Source organism: Microcoleus sp. LAD1_D3 (genome assembly GCF_036702135.1).
Lineage (GTDB): Bacteria > Cyanobacteriota > Cyanobacteriia > Cyanobacteriales > Microcoleaceae > Microcoleus.
On the sequence record NZ_JAUBSB010000033.1, the window covers coordinates 1 to 17466 of the forward strand.

Below are 17466 nucleotides of genomic sequence, written 5' to 3' on the forward strand. Positions count from 1 at the left end.
AAAGCCCTTCAAGTGGACTTATAAGGGTAAAGTATTAGCGGTTTAGTGGGTATTCTATTTTCGCCGAGCTGTACTAGGCTTAACCAATTGCTGATGGTAATTTAGGAGACTATCGCTCCGTGGGGGAAGGCCTATGCGAACTCAAAATCAATTATGGGCCTGGCTACCGAATCTATTTTGGACAAATAGAAATGACAATTGTGATTCTCATCTGCGGAGGCGATAAAAGCACTGAAGACAGAGATGTCCGCCAAGCTAAAGAATACTGGACAGATTATAGGAGTTAAGACAATGCCTAAAAGCCTACCTTATCATCCATTTTTGATTGAATCTCTCAGAAAAAAGCCCGAACTAGCAGCAGCCTATATAACGGCGACATTAGAGGAAGAAGAGCCGGAACCTGAACTGCTGAAACGAGCTCTCAGCGATGTAGCAGAAGCTCTCGGTCAACCAAAACTGACTCCTGAACAATATGAATTGCACTTAAAAAAACTGGATGAATTGCTGTCGCAGCAAGGAAGTGATGCGATTTATAATATGGGAACTTGGCTGAATGCTTTGGGATTGAAACTAACAGTTGCTGTTTGTACTGATACAGAGGATAATACTGCAAATGCTGAAATGCGATCGCACTTAACTGTCTAGCCCAACGATAAAATGCCCAATTTTAAATATTCATCCTTAATTAATGCCACCGTTGAAGCAGTCTGGAACTTTCACGAAAGGCCGGACATTCTGCAACTTTTGACTCCGCCTTGGCAACCGGTTCAAGATAAGATGAGGAGCGACATACTATAATACAATTATGCCAGAAGTCCAACCGAAAGAAATTCAGCGTTATACTACGCCAGACAACAGAGTACCTTTCGAGGAATGGTTTAATGTTCTCCGAGATGGCCAAGCTAAAGCTAGAATTAGGTTGAGATTAGACAGAGTTCAACTCGGCAATCTCGGAGATTATCGATTTGTTGGAGAAGGAGTCTATGAATTAAAAATAGATTAGGGCCCTGGATACCGAATCTATTTTGGACAAGTCGGCACAACTATTATCCTACTTTTAATAGGCGGGGATAAAAGCACTCAAGACCGAGACATACAGCAAGCTATCAAATACTGGACTGATTACAGGAGTCAAGATAATGCCTAAAAGTTTACCTTACCATCCTTTTCTAATAGAATCTCTCAAAAAACTAATAGATTCTGCTATGTATCTAGAGGCTTTTTTTGAAGAAGAAAACCCGGAGGCCGAACTGCTAAAAATGGTACTTAGCAATGTAGCAGAAGCTCTTGGCAAACAGCAGATGTCTCCCGAACAATATGAATTGCACTTAAAAAAACTGGATGAATTGCTGTCGCAGCAAGGAAGTGATGCGATTTACAATCTGGGAACTTGGCTGAATGCTTTGGGATTGAAACTAACTGTTGCTGTTTGTACTGATACAGAGGATAATACTGCCAATGCTGAAACGCGATCGCACTTAACTGTCTAGCCAACGATAAAATGCCCAATTTTAAATATTCATCCTTAATTAATGCCACCGTTGAAGCAGTCTGGAACTTTCACGAAAGGCCGGACATTCTGCAACTTTTGACTCCGCCTTGGCAACCGGTGAAAATAATTCGCCGCGAAGGGGGACTCGATGTGGGTGCGGTATCAGAATTTCGCCTGTTATTGGGGCCGATTCCTGTAAAATGGGTGGCGACTCACACTGAGTGCGAACAATATCGCTTGTTTGTTGATGAACAAACTGAGGGGCCGATGGCACGTTGGACTCACCGACACGAGTTTACCTCAGAAAATGGTAATACTAGATTGACTGATGCGATCGCATTTTCGATACCGGGCGGCCCGATTGTCGATTTGTTGTTAGGGTGGTGGGTAGAAATGCGGTTAACAGATATGTTTCGCTACCGCCACGAAGTCACAAAAAGAGAGTGCGAGAAAGATGCAAACAACGGCTGAATATTACTGTGCTTTCTGCGGCGAACCGAGTACAACTTTTGTTGATATCAGCGGTGGTATGGAGCAATCTTATATCGAAGATTGTCAGGTTTGCTGTCGCCCGAATGTTCTGTATGTCAGAATAGATGAAGATACCCTGGATATTGAAATAGATACTGACTATCAAGAATAAGTGACTATCAAAATGTATGAATTGCATTTGATGCAGACTTGGTAGAATTCATAAATCTTGAAGCTGCTGCTTCTACGAAAGCCTGAAAAATACGAGAGTTGAACGAACAGTTGGGCGACATTTCCGGATGCCATTGAATTGCTATCATCCAAGGGTGATAGCAGTGTTCCATTGCTTCTACCAAAGTGTCAGGTGCATCGGCTACAATTCGCCAATCGGATGTTACCTTCCGCACTGCTTGATGATGCCAGGAAACAACTGTTGTTGAAGTTTTTCCCATAATTTTTGCGAGCCGACTGTTGGGCTCAATTTCAATGGTATGCTCGATCGCACGCGGGGGAGTTCCGGTGCCGTGATTAACCTCGTCTCCGTAAGCATCCGGTACATGAATCACCAAACTGCCACCGCTGGCTACATTCAGGATTTGCATACCCCGACAAATCCCCAACACAGGTATGTCAGCCTTCAAAGCTAGCTTGGCTAAGCTTAATTCAAAATTGTCGCGTTCTGCATTAACCGAGTAAACTGTGCGATCGACATAACCGCCATAAAGTTCTGGGTTGATATCTCCGCCCCCGGAAAAAATCAAACCATCTACTGCCTCAAAAATACTAGCCGGATCTAATTGATTGGGCGGCAGTAAAATCGGAATGCCACCAGCCGCCTGAACTGCATCAATATAAGTTCCATTTAAGCGATATTCGCCTGCGGGACAGCGGTTGTATGTTGTGATGCCAACGATAGGAAATTTTTTCATTTGCTAGAGACTGGGAGATAATTATTTAGATTAATACTCAGATTTGGCACTATTTGTAATCAGTGTTTCATGGGCGGGCTAGAAGCCCACTCCACAATAAAACTTACTTATTGTGGAACAGGCATCTTGCCTGTTTCTTGCCGGATTTATTGTGATTCCTAGATTAAACTGAGCATTCCCTGCGCTGCTGTCTAATTTGTAACACTTTCATTTTTAGTTTCTGGCAGCGGTTTGCGCGTGCACAGATAAGCCAGTGGCCCGAACAGCGGCACTAATGTCACTGCCCAAAATGCTGTAGAGTTCTGCATTCCTCGGCGCGCCATGTCGTCTGCCAATAAGGCAGGAAATAGCAGGCAAAGCATACAAAAATCTAAACTCATTACGTGGATAAAACGGTTGGTTTGCCACTGTCCAATAAAATCAGACCAATCGCCTTTTGTCAAGCCAAAAGAAACTAAAGCAGCAGCACCCAATGTTAGGACAATGGCAGTAAAACGGGAGTCTAATATCTTTAAAAAGATATTTTTATGACCGGGAAATTCAGGATTCGGTTCGCGCAGGGCTAAATAAGGCAGCAAGGCAACGGCGCCGACGCCAAAGGATAAAGTGGCAAATAGCCATGCAGGTATTTTCTGCCCCCTGCCGTCAGCAAATAAGACGCAACTGTAGATGAGCGGCCAGACTCCCATGAGGTTGAATAACGCTACAATTAAAGGGTTGATGTCTGCTATTTTGCCTGTGGAAATATTGGTAATTAGTGTGATGGTTTTTTCTGGGCTGTCGGGTGGTGCAAATACAAAGGCGTAGGTGATAAATGCAATCCAAAGCAGCCCAAATCCAATTTTTCTGAACATAGTTAGTTTTCTTTACTTCTGATATTACTATAACAATCTTAAAGCGTTTTTGAATAACACTTTTTTTATTAACCGCAGAGGACGCAGAGGAAGAGAAGAGAAGATGAGAGCGGATAAAATGTGGGCATCTTCTGAATGTATTGCTATTTGGTATCGCCTGTTTTGGGCAGATTGCTAAATTTTTGCATAAATTGGCGATCGATCCAATCTTTCCAATACCACAACAACCGCGATTCCCACATGAAAGATCCGCGAGAGGCGATCGCCCTTTTATTCCCAGTACCGATTAAGCCTAAATATTGTTCCTGCGGTGCAAAGGGTTTCAGCGGTTTTTCCAATAAAAACTGCTGCAAATTTTCAAACAGCGGTTTGCCCTGACGCACGGCAAACACGCCTGCTTTGGGACGGGGATAATTAACCATCGCAGCGATATCGCCAGCCGCAAATACGTTGGGGTGAGAGACGGATTGGAGGCAATCGTTGACTTGCATAAAGCCGTTTGAGTCTGCTGCTAAACCGGATTCTCTTATCCAATCGGCGGCCGCTGCTTGTGTTACCCAAAAAATGCGATCGCACTCTAATTCTAAACCCGATTTACAGGAAATTTGGTAATCCGTAATTGGGATTTGGGAAGGGGTTTCTCTCTTAATCTTTTCTAAAGCACAGACTTTTTCCTTTAAATGCAATTGAATGCCATGACTGATGAGAATTTCTTGAATGCGTCGGCGCACCCGCTGATTGTGTCCCTGCATCAATTCAGCACCGCTGTGAAACAAATGAATTTCTGATGATAATTTTTCTAGTTTTTCTTCCCTCTTCCTTCTTCCCTCTTCCTTCTTCCCTCTTCCTTCTTCCTTCCCCAATCGAGATTGCATATTTAATGCTAATTCTACGCCGCCAGCACCGCCGCCTACAATCGCTATCCGCAGCGGTTTTTGGGGATGGTTTGCTCTTTCGGCAATTAACTGATTCCAGCTAGCTAAAAACTCCGGTACGGGTTTAGCTGCAATTGCATATTCAGCAGCACCCGGTACAGATAAAGTCGCAGGAGTGCTGCCGATATCCACCGAAAGCAAATCAAAATTAACCGGAGGGCGAGTTTGACAAATAACTAAATTTTTGTTAAGGTCGATCGCGATCGCCCGATCGATTAATATTTGACAGCCGGCAAATTCAGCAAGCGATCGCAAATCGATGTGACATTCATCATAATCGTAAAACCCGGCAACGTGTCCCGGCAGCATCCCCGAATAAGGAGCGTGCAGCACGTCGCTAATCAGAGTCAAACGCACTCCCGGCAGCGGTTTGATACCGAACATTTTTAATACGATAGCATGACTGTGACCGCCGCCAATTAACACTAAATGTTTCACAATTACAGATGTTCGATCGAGATGTTCCAGCACCGATATTGTACAGCACTTGCACTCCTGGGGCCGCACTGTCCGGTAAGGAAAGCTTGCAGTGCGTAATTAATGATTTCCCAGCAGTTAGACAGAATGCTGTCACTTACCCTCTGTCTCAGAGATTATACTTAGCTCAGTTGCGATCGCATAACATCAATCCACCCATTGCACTTAACCGATTCCACATTAAGCGCAAATGGCTGTAGACTGTAGAGCGAGCAAATTTTATCACCAAATTATGCCGGGGTGCGTTTCGATAGCTAACTCACCATTCAAAACTATGACATTACGCATCATTCCGCGCAGTTGGCAGCGATCGATTAAAACTCTTTTCCCGCTTCTGTTTGCCCTCTCATTCATTATAGTATTGCTGGCGAACAACTTCATTCCGGCGATCGCCCAGCAACCCCGCCAGGAAATTCGCGGTGTTTGGATGACGACAAACGACAAAGACATCCTCAGAGATAGCCGCAAACTAGGAGATGCTGTCACCCAATTAAAGCGGTTAAATTTCAACACTATTTATCCTGTAGTCTGGAATTCTGGCTATGCAATGTATCCCAGCTATGTAGCGCAGCAAAGAGACATTCAACCCTTTGTTTACAGAGGGTTAGAGGGACAAGATATGATCGCCGATTTAATTGATAAAGCTCACCGCCAAGGCTTGCTAGTAATTCCTTGGTTTGAGTTTGGTTTCATGGCTCCTCCCACCTCAGAATTAGCCTTAAATCATCCCGATTGGCTGACACAAAAACAGGACGGCAGCCAAACATCAAACGGCGCAGGTGGGGAAGTAGTTTGGCTCAATCCCTTTCATCCCGAAGTGCAGCAATTCATTACCGAACTTGTACTAGAAATCACCACTCAATACAACGCCGACGGCATTCAATTTGACGACCACATGAGTTTGCCGTCGGAATTTGGTTATGATGACTACACAGTTGCTTTGTATACCAAAGAAACAAAAAAAGCTCCACCAAAAGATTTTCAAAATCCAGCATGGGTGCAGTGGCGAGCCAATAAAATTACCGCTTTTATGTCGCAGCTAAATCAAGCCGTCAAAACAGTAAAACCCAATGCCATTTTCTCAATTTCTCCCAATTACTACGAGTTTGCTTACAAACATCACCTGCAAGATTGGCTGGCTTGGGTGCGTTTGGATATTGCCGACGAGCTAATCGTGCAAGTGTACCGTCCCAATTTAGAATCATTTGTGGACAAGATTAACCGTCCAGAAATGCAAGAAGCACAGCAAAAAATTCCCACCGGAGTTGGGATTATGACAGGTTTGAGAAATAACCCAGTACCGATTGAGCAAATTAAATCTCAGGTGCAAGCAGTCCAAGAATACGGCTTAGGCGTTGCTTTCTTCTACTACGAAAGCTTGTGGGAATATGCACCAGAACCCACCGCCGCTCGACTTTCTCAATTTAGTGCTTTCTTCCCGTCTTCTGCATTCCGAACAGCGCTACAAATACCCAGGCGCGCGGCGACTTTCCCTCCGCCTGCGCCACCCAAACCAGACCCCAAAGCTAAGCCAGATCAACCTACCAAAAACAGCCCACCTACGCCCTCGCCAACCACGTAAAAGAATTCAAGAGTCATCAGTCATTGGTAATTTTGTAGGGTGTGCCATTAGTCCGACAGTCCAACAGGGGTTTAAACCCCTGTCTCATAGCTGAAGTCGTCTAAAGACGACTCCAGCAATTCTATCAAAGCTGTTTTTGTATAGAGTTAGCGCAGAATATATGTGTAACTCTAATTTTCCAAATTGAGATTACTATTTGAGTCGGCTTTAACCGACTTATGCTATTAGACAGGGACTTGAGTCCCGGGCGGCCCGTGGCAGAATGAAACAGCTCTACAGGGGGCTAGGGGATACCGAGTTATGTTCCTATAAAATATCCGTATTACCAACAACTACCATCAATAAAAATGCAAACTCACCAAAAAATTTTACTGCCAAAAATGGGCTGCGGCACTTGGGCTTGGGGCAACAGATTGCTCTGGGGCTACAATGAAAGTATGGACGAGGAATTGCAAGCCGTTTTCAATCTTTGTGTTAGTAACGGTGTCACTTTATTCGATACCGGGGATTCTTACGGAACTGGCAAATTAAACGGACGCAGCGAGCAGCTTTTGGGGCAGTTTTCTCAACAATATCAAGGTGCAAACAAAGACAGTATTTGTATTGCGACCAAACTGGCTGCTTATCCTTGGAGACTGACGCGACAATCAATGATATCGGCTTGCAAAGCCTCTGCTTCGCGCATCGGGAAAAATGTAGATTTGGTGCAAATGCACTGGTCTACAGCCAATTACGCTCCTTGGCAAGAGGGGGCTCTTTTAGACGGTTTGGCTGACCTTTACGAGCAAGGATTGGTCAAGGGAGTGGGCTTGTCTAATTACGGGCCGAAACGGCTTAAATGGGTGCATCAAAGATTTAGCGATCGCCAAATTCCTATTGTTACTTTACAAGTGCAATATTCGCTACTTTCTACCTATCCGGTGACAGAACTCGGGTTGAAAGATGTTTGCGATGAATTGGGGATAAAATTGATTGCTTACAGTCCTCTAGCCTTGGGGTTGCTGACGGGTAAATATTCCGAAAATGGCTCTCTTCCTAAAGGTATTCGAGGTTTGGCGTGCAAGCAGCTACTTCCGGGAATGCGATCGCTTTTGGAGTGTTTGCGAGAAATAGCGGCATTCAGAAATAAGACTGTTTCGCAGGTAGCAATCAACTGGTGCGTGTGCAAAGAAACTATTCCGATTCCGGGGGCGAAATCTGCGGCACAGGCGAGGGATAATATTGGTGCTTTGGGCTGGGAGTTAGACTCCGGGGAGATTGCCGCATTGGATAAGGCGGCGGCAAGTGTAGATAAAAAAATGGTGCAGAATATCTTTCAAACTCGGTAATATCTGAGATATGGCACCATTTTCATGAACAGGCAAGAGGCTTGTTCCACAAGACATGAATTTGCTTGTTCCACAAAAACTAAATTTTCTTGCGGGGTAGGCTTCTAGCCCCCCCCTGAAAGCCTGATTCACATCACACAAAAATTTTCCACACACCGCACAAACATTTCTACACCCATCCCCAGCGCAGTTTCATCAAAATCAAAACGCGGGTGATGGTGCGGGTAAGCCAAGTTTTTCTCTGGATTTGCAGAACCTAAAAAGAAATAGCAACCGGGGACTTCTTGCAAAAAGAACGACATATCCTCGCCGCCCATTGTTTGACATTCCGGCACGATTCCCGCAGGAGTTTCAACAACGGATTCTGCCACGCCGCGCACCAATTCAGCTATTCTCGAATCATTAATAACTGGCGGATAAAGCGCACAATAATCTAATTGGTAATTTGCCCCATGACTCTGACAAATTCCGGCAATTACTTGCTCGATTCGCTTTGCAAAATAACCTTGATATGCTGGATTGAAATAGCGCACAGTGCCACCGATTTGAGCGGTATCGGCAATGACGTTGTGGGTGTGGCCTGCGTAGAATTTGCCGACAGTTACTACCGCTGAGTCGATCGGGTCAATGTTCCGCGCGACAATTGCCTGCAAAGCGCTGACAATTTGGGCTGTAACTACGATCGAGTCCACAGTCTGATGTGGCATTGCGCCGTGTCCACCTTTGCCAAAAATCGTGCAGTCAAAAACTTCGACAGCAGCCATCAGCGCGCCACTGCGGACGCCTACAGTGCCCAAAGGTAGATTGTTCCACAAATGCAAGCCGACGATCGCATCAACATCAGGATTCTTCAAAACTCCCGCTTCAATCATCGGTTTTGCGCCCCCTGGCCCTTCTTCGGCGGGCTGGAAGATAAATTTTACTTTACCCGAAAAGTTGTGTTTGTGCTTGGCCAGATAACAGACAGTACCGAGGGCGATCGCAGTGTGGCCATCGTGGCCGCAAGCGTGCATAATTCCATCATGCTGCGATCGATAATCCACCTCATTTTCTTCTTGAATGGGCAAAGCATCCATATCCGCGCGAATTGCCAAAACCCGCCCCGGTTTGCCGCTGTCTATAGTGGCGACAATACCAGTTTTAGCAATATTAGTTTCATGATCTATTCCCCATTCCTGCAACTTTTGCGAGATAAACTGCGCCGTTAAATTTTCATCAAAACTCAACTCCGGCTTTTGGTGCAAAAGGCGACGCCATTCGACTAGCTGAGGCTGCAAATTTCTAATCTCCAGCCTCAATTGAGATAAATCGACAGAGGTTAAATTCGGTAAAGTAGAAACCATGTTTTATTCTCCTTATAGCAATTCTGAATAATTTGTGAAACTCTCTCTTCTCTTTCTCTGCGCTCTCTGCGCTCTCTGCGGTTAAAATAAAATCTTCTTCAATCCTATCTGAGTTGTGCAGGATATTTTTTTTAAATGAACCGCAGAGGAGGCAGAGTACGCAGAGGAAGAGAAGAATGAGAAAGAGAGGTGTTGAAAATAGGGTTATTTAGAAGTCTGAGGAACTAAATTAACCCCTGGTAGTAACCGCTCTAAATCTAAATCTGAAGCAACTTTAGCTAATTTAGCAAGGTCAGTGGGGTCATCTAAATGCGGCAAAATACCCAACACAGGTATTTGAGTCAGCGACTGGATCAAATCAACGGGCGCTAGATCGGCAATTTCTTGTTCCGAATAAGCTTTAACGCAATTGAGCACAATTCCTCTCAGCTTAAAACCAGTGTGTTTGGCGAGAGCAACATTCGCCACAGCTTGCCCGATCGCCCCCAACCTCACAGGTACTACCAAAACCCCCCTCAGCCGCCAATCCCTGGCAATATCGGCCACCGTCAGTTCCCACGTTACAGGCGATCCCAGCCCTCCCAAAGCTTCCACCAACACAAAATCCTTGCGCTCCGAGAGGCTTTGCCAAGCCGTCCAGACCTTTTCGAGTTCGATAGGTCTCCCCTCCCTTTCGGCGGCAATCGGCGGTGCTAGAGGCGCATCAAAGTGCAGCGGATTGAGTTCTTCGGGGGATTGGTCGAGAGAAAACAAACGGGTGTAGAGTTCGCGATCGCCCGTTCCCGTTTGCATGAGTTTCATAATTCCCAAACTGCGATCGGGAAAATACATTTGCCAATAAGCAGCCAGAGCGCTGGTCAAAACAGTTTTGCCCGCGTCGGTATCAGTTCCAGCAATTAGCAGCGAGTTCATTGGCAAATAGCTAACAATTAATTGGCATCAACCTCAGTCTAGGGGAATTTTGCCAGAAGTTTAGAGTTCTGGCGATGGTGCGGGTGTTGGTGCTGGTTCCGGTTCCGGTAAGGGAGTTGGTTCCGGTTCCGGCGACGGCGCGGGAGTTGGTTGCGGTTCCGGTGACGGTGCGGGAGTTGGTTCCGGTTCCGGTGACGGCGCGGGTGTTGGTTCCGGTTCCGGCGATGGTGCTGGTGTTGGTGCGGGAGTTGGTGCGGGAGTTGGTGCTGGTGTTGGCGACGGCGCGGGTGTTGGTTTGGGTGCGGGCGTCGGTTTGGGCGCGGGAGTAGGCGCGGGTGTCGGTTTTGGGGTCGGAGTTGGCGCTGGGCTTGGTTCTGGGCTGGGTTCCGGCAAAGGTTCTGGGCTGGGTTCCGGCAAAGGTTCTGGGCTGGGTTCCGGCAAAGGTTCTGGGCTGAGTTCTGGCAAAGGTTCTGGGGTTGGTTCTGGCAAAGGTTCTGGGGTTGGTTCTGGCAAAGGTTCTAGGGTTGGGGTTGCCAAAGGTTGCTGGGTTGGGGTTGGCAAAGGTAGCGGGTTTGGTATCGGAGTTAGTGTCGGCGTCGGATTTATAAGTGCTGGCGGCGTCGGAGTGGGTTTTGGCCGCGAATTGTTGAGAAATGAGCCGACTAAAGCCCAGGAACCGAAGCCCGTCAAGATGACTAAGCCCGCCAGCAGAGCGATCGCAGCGATGGGATTGTCCCAAAAAGTGTCGCCTGCAGGCTCACTTAACGGGTCTGGCTGGTTTGGCGGGGGGGAACTCGGGGCGACTGGCCGGTTTGGCGGGGGGGAACTTGGGGCGGCTGGCTCTGGCGGCCTGCCCACGGCCACCGTTGCGATTAGCGAAGGGTTTGTCGGCACCACTGCTGGCGGCGCGGGCGGTACAGTTGGCTGGCTAGGCTTAGGATTAGTTTGGGCGTCGAGTGCTTGGGCGACTTCGCTGACAGATTGATATCGATCGCCCGGAGACCGATTCAACATCCGATTCAGCACCAAAGCCAAACCCGTACTCACCTGCACTCGCTGCTGCCAATTCCACTGCAGCGTTGTTTGATCGAGCAATTCCTGGGGTTCTTTGCCTGTCAGCAGGACGATCGCCGTTACGGCTAAAGCGTAGAGGTCGCTGCTGGCAGTTGCTCGCCCGCTGTGCAACTGTTCCATCGGCGCGTAGCCGATTTTACCGACAGTTGTCGCGTGGGCTGTTCCTTCGGGAGACTGGACTTTGGTGGCGAGTTCCTTCACCACTCCAAAGTCAATCAGTACCGGCATTTGGTCATTTTCGCGCCGAATTATATTTTCTGGGGAGATGTCGCGGTGGATGATGCCGCGGGCGTGGATGTGAGCGAGTATCGGCAGCATTTGCCGGATAAATACCAAGACTTCGGCTTCGGTGAAGGTGCGACCATTTGAAGTTCGATCGAGCATTAGTTCGCGGTAAGTCATCCCTTCCACGTAATCCTGCACTAAAAACAAACGCTGGTTCTCTTCAAATATTGCTCGAAACTGGGGAATTTGTGGGTGCCCAATTTGGTAAAGTATTGCCGCCTCTCTTTGAAACAATTCCTTCGATTTTTCCAAAACGTAAGGCCCGCTTTGCACCGGAATCAATTCCTTCAGGGCGCAGCGTTCTTGAAACCGTCCCAAATCTTCTACTAAATAAGTCCGGCCAAATCCTCCTTGACCTAAAATATTCACCAAGCGGTAGCGGTTTTGTAGGAGAGTTCCAATAGCAATAGGTGGCTGCATAAGTTTAAGGAGAAACTGTTAAAAAATAGACGATCGCTCACAGACTTAGTAATGCTATGTCTTTAATGCTCTTGAGCATACTTCACTATCTCTAGTCCCCAGTCCCGACCAAAGTTAGTATTTTACATTTTTTTGACATTCTTGGACGCCCGGATGGTCAGAAACCGGGTTTTCTCACGAAAATACACAGGTTGCAACCCGCAGATCCGATCGAAAACCCGATTTCTGCGTCAATATCTCAAGGGAGAAATGCACGATTTTTCGTAGAAACCGGGTTTTTTGGCCTTAGCCCTAATAAATTGTCGCCCCTCGGCCTAGGCCATACATCTCTATAAAGCTGGAGATTATTTATGGGAGATGTCTACTGACTACTGACTACTGACTAAGCTTTGCTTTCACCATGTCTTGAATTCTGTTACCGTCTGCTTTGCCCTTAAGCTGCTGCATTGCCTTGCCCATCACCTTGCCCATATCTTTTGCAGAAGTAGCGCCAACCGAAGCAATCACTTCGTCAACGACTTGACTCACCTCTTCGTCTGACATCTGCGCCGGCAAATACTCTTCAACAATTGCTAACTCCGCCTCCTCTTGTGCCACTAAATCTTCGCGGCCACCTTTGCGGTATTGTTCGATCGAATCCCGGCGCTGTTTGGCTATTTGCATCAAAATTTCCATTTCTTGAGCTTCTGTCAGCGTGTCTTGCCCGGAGGGACGAAGGCTGACTTCTTTTTCGAGAATAAATTTCTTGATGCCGCGAACTGTTTCCAAGCGAACTTTGTCCTTGGACTTCATGGCTGCTTTGATTTCTGCGTCAATGCGTTCTCTTAAGCTCATCGATTTCTACCTTGCTTTGCCCGATATCAAAAATCTGAAGTATGCTTCCGATTCTTAACTTTTTTTACAGTATTTTTCAAGTTTATTGCCTGTTGGTGGCATTTTTATCGCCTTGAACCCGGATGCCTTGGGCTTTCGACTGAATTTGGGGTGGCTGCGCTTGCAGCCTCGGCCCCAAATTGACTCACGCTAGAACTTTTAGACGCAGGGGCAGAAGTGCGATCGTACTTCTGCCAGTACACAGATCGCGAGAACCCAGATTCCGCATCCTGGTGTGTCACAGAGCATAATTACGGACACAACTCTATCTTTAACAGAACTTATGCACTCAAGGGCGTTAAATCAAGGGTTTGAGATTCCTTCACTACGTTCTCTTCTGACAGAAAATCGTAGTACGTGCGTCCAGGACTATTTAAGTGAGATGTTGCACCCTGGGGTGTCACACAGCATAATTACGCAGAAAACACTATCTTTAAAGTAATAAAGTATGCCTTTTAATTTTTTTTTATCCGTTAATATACGGTATTTTAGTATAATTTTTAGAGTTTGATTGCTGGATAAGAATAAGTAAAAACCGATTGTGACGCTTGAAGATGCCGAATGTGGGCTTTAAAGTAATAAATTATGCCTTTAAAAAGTAATTTATCCGTTAATATACGGTATTGTAGTATAATTTTTAGAGTTTGATTGCTGGATAAGAATAAGTAAAAACCGATTGTGACCGTTGAGGGTGCCGAAAGGGGGTCAAAAACTGGGTTTCTCGGACATATTTTTGCAAGTCCTATTCAATTCGCCTAACTTAACACTTGTGGCCGCCCCAAAAGTTAAATCTCTCAAAAATTTGGCTGAATATTTCTAGTTTCAGATGGTAAGATAGCGATGGAATAAACGTCCTGCAAGAGGCCTGCTGTGATCCGTTCTGCTACTTTACCGCTTCCGCTTCCCGAGCCGCCGGTTTCCGCTCATGACCGTCTGCGGCTGTTCTCCGGTTCTGCTAATATTCCCCTCGCCCAAGAGGTGGCTCGCTATCTGGGGATCGATTTGGGGCCGATGGTTCGCAAGCGGTTTGCTGATGGGGAACTCTACGTTCAAATTCAAGAATCGATTCGGGGTTGCGATGTTTACTTGATTCAGCCAACTTGCTGTCCGGTAAACGATCGCCTCATGGAATTGTTAATTATGATCGATGCTTGTCGCCGCGCTTCGGCCAGACAAATTACTGCTGTCATTCCCTATTACGGATATGCTAGGGCTGACCGCAAAACGGCCGGAAGAGAGTCGATTACTGCAAAATTAGTGGCTAATTTGATTACGGAAGCTGGGGCCGGTCGCATTTTGGCGATGGATTTGCACTCAGCTCAGATTCAAGGTTATTTTGACATTCCCTTCGATCACGTTTACGGTTCGCCGGTGCTTTTGGATTATCTGGCGAGCAAGCAATTGACGGATATTGTTGTGGTTTCGCCGGATGTTGGCGGAGTCGCTAGGGCGAGAGCTTTTGCCAAAAAGCTTGGCGATGCTCCCCTGGCAATTATTGACAAGCGCCGCCAAGCTCACAACGTCGCCGAAGTGATGAACCTCATCGGTGATGTCAGGGGCAAAACAGCCGTGTTGGTGGACGACATGATCGATACTGCCGGCACGATTTCTGAGGGTGCGAGATTGTTGCGCCGCGAGGGTGCGAGGCAGGTTTATGCTTGTGCTACTCATGCGGTGTTTTCGCCTCCGGCGATCGAGCGTTTGTCTAGCGGGGTTTTGGAAGAGGTAATTGTTACGAATACAATTCCTGTGCCTGAAGAGAACCGTTTTAAGCAGTTGACGGTGCTTTCGGTAGCCAATTTGCTCGGAGAAACTATTTGGCGGATTCACGAAGATAGTTCTGTTAGCAGTATGTTCCGCTAGACAGCAAAGACACTTTTTGAATGTTTGTTTTAGGGTGCGTTAACCAAGTGTAACGCACCGTTTTTTTTTTGTGAATAGTGCGATCGTTTCCCGCAAGTAATAAGCCCAGGCAGATCTAAATTTTACTGTCAACTGCCCTTAAATTCTTGTGGAGTGGGCCTCCCGCTCGCCCGGAAAATACAATTTAGATGCGGAACAGCTTATCAGGTTCCTCGGTAAAATAATGGTTATAGCTTTGTAGGGAGGACTCAAGTCCTCATAAAATGCGCTGGGACTTGAGTTTTCGCTACGAACCAATGTGACGATCGCCGATCGATCGCACTTGGTACCACCGGAACAAGAGGTGGTAAAATTCTATCTTGTTGTTGGAAGAGGGCGAATTTTTTATATTCTAGATAAGTCTCATCACCATAAGGACCCAATAGGGAAAAATCATGAAACATTCACTTGTACGAACAGTGGCCGCACTGGCAGGTTCAGCAATTTTAACACTGGGCGCGATCGGTTCGGCTAAAGCATTTACTTTTGACGAAACCGACATTAACCAAGACCGAGTAATTGTCATCGCCCAACCCCGCCCTTCCGGCGGCTACCAATTGCTAATTCTAGAACAAGTCTCTGACACGCGAAAATGCTGGAGCGAAAGTGGCTCTAATCCCGTGAAAGTCGATCCCTTATTAGTTAGTTTTGATTTCACCGGTATTTGTGGGCGCGCAACAGACAGCAACGGCTTTTCAATTCGCATGGCCGGCACCGATTTAGCATTAAAATACACCCTAAGCTTGGAAATTGTTGATGGCAATGTTCTTCTAATGGGAACTCCGGTAGATTACCAAGGTAAATCGGTGATTATCGGTCGCACAAACGGCGATGTTAACGACTTCATGAAAATCAGTCTCGATCCTACTTGGCGCTTGAGTAAAAGAGCTTACCAAGGCCGCACATTAGGCCACTTTTATTTCACTACCAATCAATCCGCACCGGGAGAAATTGGCAATACCGGAGGCAATACCGAAGCAATACCGCAGCCATTACCGCAGCCAATACCAATACCAATACCCCAGCCAATACCCCAACCAATACCCCAGCCAATACCCCAGCCAACGCAGCCAATACCGCAGCCAATACCCCAGCCAACGCAGCCAATACCCCAGGAAATACCAGTGGAAATACCGGTGGAAATACCCTAGGCAATACTGACCCTTCTACAATTCGGAGATAGCTACCGATGATATCTATGCTTGGGAAATTAAAGAAGGTATGGGCCTTGGGTTTGTAGCCGGGTTTTCTCAAAATAATGCTTTGCGGCCGCAACTTGCTGTTACCAGAGAGCAATTGGTATCTTTAGTTTGGAAATCTTTGAAATGAATACAAGGTGCTAATATCACCTTTCCTAGCCATGTTTCTATCCGTCCATTTAGCGACTTTGATATTTCCCGCTGGATTGCCGGAAAACTTCTATTGGCGCGGAACAACAAGATAGTTAGCGACTATCAAGATGGAACTTTTAAACCTACGCAGCCCGTCACTCGCGCTGAATTGATGGCAGTGCGCCGTCGAGCGGCGGAATGTGGTTTGTCGGCGCGGGGAATGCAGCAGAATTTAGTGTCTAAAGAGCCGTCTAAAACTTTTTCAGACATTCAGAATTATTGGGCTGCTTCTATTATTACTCAAATGTCTTCTTATTGTTCTGTTGCTGCCGCTTTTAAGGAAATGGGCTCGGTTTGCTTTCGATAATTCTGCAAAGCGGAATTACGCGGTGGCTACTTTGCGGATGCTGAAATGCGTTAAGGCTTAGTAGGGCGAATTAGATACCCGACAACTTTGGCGAAGTCGGGTATCTGAGTATTCTGTTTTTTCAGCTTGACATTTTATGCTACACCATAATCAGTATACGGCCGTTTGTATGGGGGTTGCAATCCCAAAATAATATCCTCTCTCGGTACTCCCATTGCAACTAATTCCTCCGCAGGATTTTCCTCTGTCAAATTTTGTTGAAGCCAGATTTTTCCATCTTTGATGTCAATGTGAATAATGGTTTGATAAATCCGGGTTAAGTGTTCCCAGCCGACATTCATCCACTGATAATGATCTCGCTCTGTGTCGCAGATAAGTTGAACTTCGACTTCATCATCTGAAACATCGTCTTCGGCATAACGGCTCATTAATGTCTGAACGTACTGACGATATTGAGCTAGTTTGTCCATTGTACAATTACCTCATTTGTTGGATCGTATACGATTAGCAACACCTGATACTGTTGTACCGCAGCTTGAGTAAACTCAGACTGAAAAAATGTTCTATACACGTCAATTGGTACTGCCAAGTATAATTTCCGATTAGGTTCAACAGATGCCAGCCCTAGCCGATAACTGAGAAATTGTCCCAATGCAGCATAAAAGTCTGTAATTACAGAAGGATTGAGGAAGCTTTTGATTTCGACTGCAATTTTCTCCCCTCCTCGCTCCGCTGCGACTAACCTTTCTGCTCCCAAATCGACCTGAAATTTAATATTGCCAAACTTAAACCTTAGTGGATCAGCAGTAATCACCCACTGTTCTTTTTGAAGGGCTCGCTTTACGGATTCGTGGAAAGTATCTTTGGCAGACACAGACAAATTCTCAGCGC

General features: G+C 46.4%; 19 protein-coding genes and 3 pseudogenes. 13 read left to right on the forward strand and 9 right to left on the reverse strand.

Annotation, left to right across the window (positions count from 1 at the left end; translation table 11 throughout):
- Positions 1-95: 95 nt before the first annotated feature.
- The 7 genes and pseudogenes from QUA74_RS18405 to QUA74_RS18435 form a co-directional block, all read left to right on the forward strand.
- Positions 96-287 (forward strand): annotated as a pseudogene (locus QUA74_RS18405) (type II toxin-antitoxin system RelE/ParE family toxin); the annotation flags it as partial.
- A 4-nt stretch (positions 288-291) separates the two neighbouring features.
- Positions 292-645, forward strand: a complete 354-nt coding sequence (locus QUA74_RS18410) for a transcriptional regulator (protein WP_333331952.1) — start codon at positions 292-294, stop codon at positions 643-645.
- Positions 646-657: 12 nt separating this feature from the next.
- A pseudogene (locus tag QUA74_RS18415) lies at positions 658-771 on the forward strand (SRPBCC family protein); the annotation flags it as partial.
- Between the two features lie 34 nt (positions 772-805).
- Positions 806-1147 (forward strand): annotated as a pseudogene (locus QUA74_RS18420) (type II toxin-antitoxin system RelE/ParE family toxin).
- The gene (locus tag QUA74_RS18425) at positions 1140-1490 is read left to right on the forward strand and encodes a transcriptional regulator (RefSeq protein ID WP_333331955.1); all 351 of its coding nucleotides are present in this window, start codon (positions 1140-1142) and stop codon (positions 1488-1490) included. Before QUA74_RS18420 ends, QUA74_RS18425 begins: the two are co-directional and overlap by 8 nt.
- Positions 1491-1501: 11 nt before the next feature.
- Positions 1502-1963, forward strand: coding sequence for an SRPBCC family protein (locus QUA74_RS18430; protein WP_333331958.1), 462 nt, complete (start codon positions 1502-1504; stop codon positions 1961-1963).
- Positions 1947-2135, forward strand: coding sequence for a CPXCG motif-containing cysteine-rich protein (locus QUA74_RS18435; RefSeq protein WP_006635525.1), 189 nt, complete (start codon positions 1947-1949; stop codon positions 2133-2135). The genes QUA74_RS18430 and QUA74_RS18435 overlap by 17 nt, the downstream gene beginning before the upstream one ends.
- A 7-nt stretch (positions 2136-2142) precedes the next feature.
- Here QUA74_RS18435 and QUA74_RS18440 read toward each other — a convergent pair whose 3' ends face one another.
- From QUA74_RS18440 to QUA74_RS18450, 3 genes are all read right to left on the reverse strand, one after another.
- The gene (locus QUA74_RS18440) at positions 2143-2892 is read right to left on the reverse strand and encodes a gamma-glutamyl-gamma-aminobutyrate hydrolase family protein (RefSeq protein ID WP_333331960.1); all 750 of its coding nucleotides are present in this window, start codon (positions 2890-2892) and stop codon (positions 2143-2145) included.
- A 191-nt stretch (positions 2893-3083) separates the two neighbouring features.
- On the reverse strand, positions 3084-3746 hold the full coding sequence (locus tag QUA74_RS18445) for a DUF2834 domain-containing protein (RefSeq protein ID WP_333331963.1): 663 nt from the start codon (positions 3744-3746) through the stop codon (positions 3084-3086).
- Positions 3747-3889: 143 nt separating this feature from the next.
- Positions 3890-5119, reverse strand: coding sequence for an FAD-dependent oxidoreductase (locus QUA74_RS18450; RefSeq protein ID WP_333331966.1), 1230 nt, complete (start codon positions 5117-5119; stop codon positions 3890-3892).
- 8 nt (positions 5120-5127) lie between these two features.
- Between QUA74_RS18450 and QUA74_RS18455 the strand changes: the two genes are divergently transcribed.
- The 3 genes from QUA74_RS18455 to QUA74_RS18465 all read left to right on the forward strand — a co-directional run bounded on the left by QUA74_RS18455 (position 5128) and on the right by QUA74_RS18465 (position 8068).
- Positions 5128-5358 carry a hypothetical protein gene (locus QUA74_RS18455; protein ID WP_333331968.1) on the forward strand — a complete coding sequence of 77 codons (231 nt, stop codon included), beginning with the start codon at positions 5128-5130 and terminating at the stop codon, positions 5356-5358.
- Entirely contained in the window at positions 5349-6740 is a 1392-nt protein-coding gene (locus QUA74_RS18460) for a glycoside hydrolase family 10 protein (protein ID WP_333331971.1), read from the forward strand. The genes QUA74_RS18455 and QUA74_RS18460 overlap by 10 nt, the downstream gene beginning before the upstream one ends.
- A 347-nt stretch (positions 6741-7087) precedes the next feature.
- Positions 7088-8068 carry an aldo/keto reductase gene (locus tag QUA74_RS18465; protein ID WP_333331973.1) on the forward strand — a complete coding sequence of 327 codons (981 nt, stop codon included), beginning with the start codon at positions 7088-7090 and terminating at the stop codon, positions 8066-8068.
- A 128-nt stretch (positions 8069-8196) separates the two neighbouring features.
- Here the strand turns inward: QUA74_RS18465 and QUA74_RS18470 are convergent, their stop codons facing one another.
- The 4 genes from QUA74_RS18470 to QUA74_RS18485 all read right to left on the reverse strand — a co-directional run bounded on the left by QUA74_RS18470 (position 8197) and on the right by QUA74_RS18485 (position 12936).
- Entirely contained in the window at positions 8197-9411 is a 1215-nt protein-coding gene (locus QUA74_RS18470; protein ID WP_333331975.1) for a M20 family metallopeptidase, read from the reverse strand.
- Positions 9412-9615: 204 nt separating this feature from the next.
- Positions 9616-10323 (reverse strand): dethiobiotin synthase, encoded by a 708-nt coding sequence (bioD, locus tag QUA74_RS18475; RefSeq protein ID WP_333331978.1) that lies wholly within the window; start codon positions 10321-10323, stop codon positions 9616-9618.
- A gap of 60 nt (positions 10324-10383) precedes the next feature.
- Positions 10384-12102 carry a serine/threonine-protein kinase gene (locus QUA74_RS18480; RefSeq protein ID WP_333331981.1) on the reverse strand — a complete coding sequence of 573 codons (1719 nt, stop codon included), beginning with the start codon at positions 12100-12102 and terminating at the stop codon, positions 10384-10386.
- A gap of 375 nt (positions 12103-12477) precedes the next feature.
- Positions 12478-12936 carry a GatB/YqeY domain-containing protein gene (locus QUA74_RS18485; protein ID WP_333223560.1) on the reverse strand — a complete coding sequence of 153 codons (459 nt, stop codon included), beginning with the start codon at positions 12934-12936 and terminating at the stop codon, positions 12478-12480.
- A gap of 909 nt (positions 12937-13845) precedes the next feature.
- On the opposite strand from QUA74_RS18485, the gene QUA74_RS18490 reads away from it, so the two are divergent.
- From QUA74_RS18490 to QUA74_RS18500, 3 genes are all read left to right on the forward strand, one after another.
- Positions 13846-14838: a ribose-phosphate pyrophosphokinase gene (locus QUA74_RS18490; protein WP_242716335.1), complete on the forward strand. Its 993-nt coding sequence runs from the start codon at positions 13846-13848 to the stop codon at positions 14836-14838.
- Positions 14839-15272: 434 nt separating this feature from the next.
- A complete protein-coding gene (locus tag QUA74_RS18495; protein WP_333331985.1) occupies positions 15273-16028 on the forward strand; it encodes a DUF3747 domain-containing protein in 756 nt (251 codons plus the stop codon).
- Positions 16029-16299: 271 nt separating this feature from the next.
- Positions 16300-16575, forward strand: coding sequence for an S-layer homology domain-containing protein (locus tag QUA74_RS18500; RefSeq protein ID WP_333331988.1), 276 nt, complete (start codon positions 16300-16302; stop codon positions 16573-16575).
- 134 nt (positions 16576-16709) lie between these two features.
- Here the strand turns inward: QUA74_RS18500 and QUA74_RS18505 are convergent, their stop codons facing one another.
- Together QUA74_RS18505 and QUA74_RS18510 are read right to left on the reverse strand one after the other, a co-directional pair.
- Positions 16710-17045: a XisI protein gene (locus tag QUA74_RS18505; RefSeq protein ID WP_333331991.1), complete on the reverse strand. Its 336-nt coding sequence runs from the start codon at positions 17043-17045 to the stop codon at positions 16710-16712.
- Positions 17033-17449, reverse strand: coding sequence for a XisH family protein (locus tag QUA74_RS18510; RefSeq protein WP_333331996.1), 417 nt, complete (start codon positions 17447-17449; stop codon positions 17033-17035). The genes QUA74_RS18505 and QUA74_RS18510 overlap by 13 nt, the downstream gene beginning before the upstream one ends.
- Positions 17450-17466 lie beyond the last annotated feature (17 nt).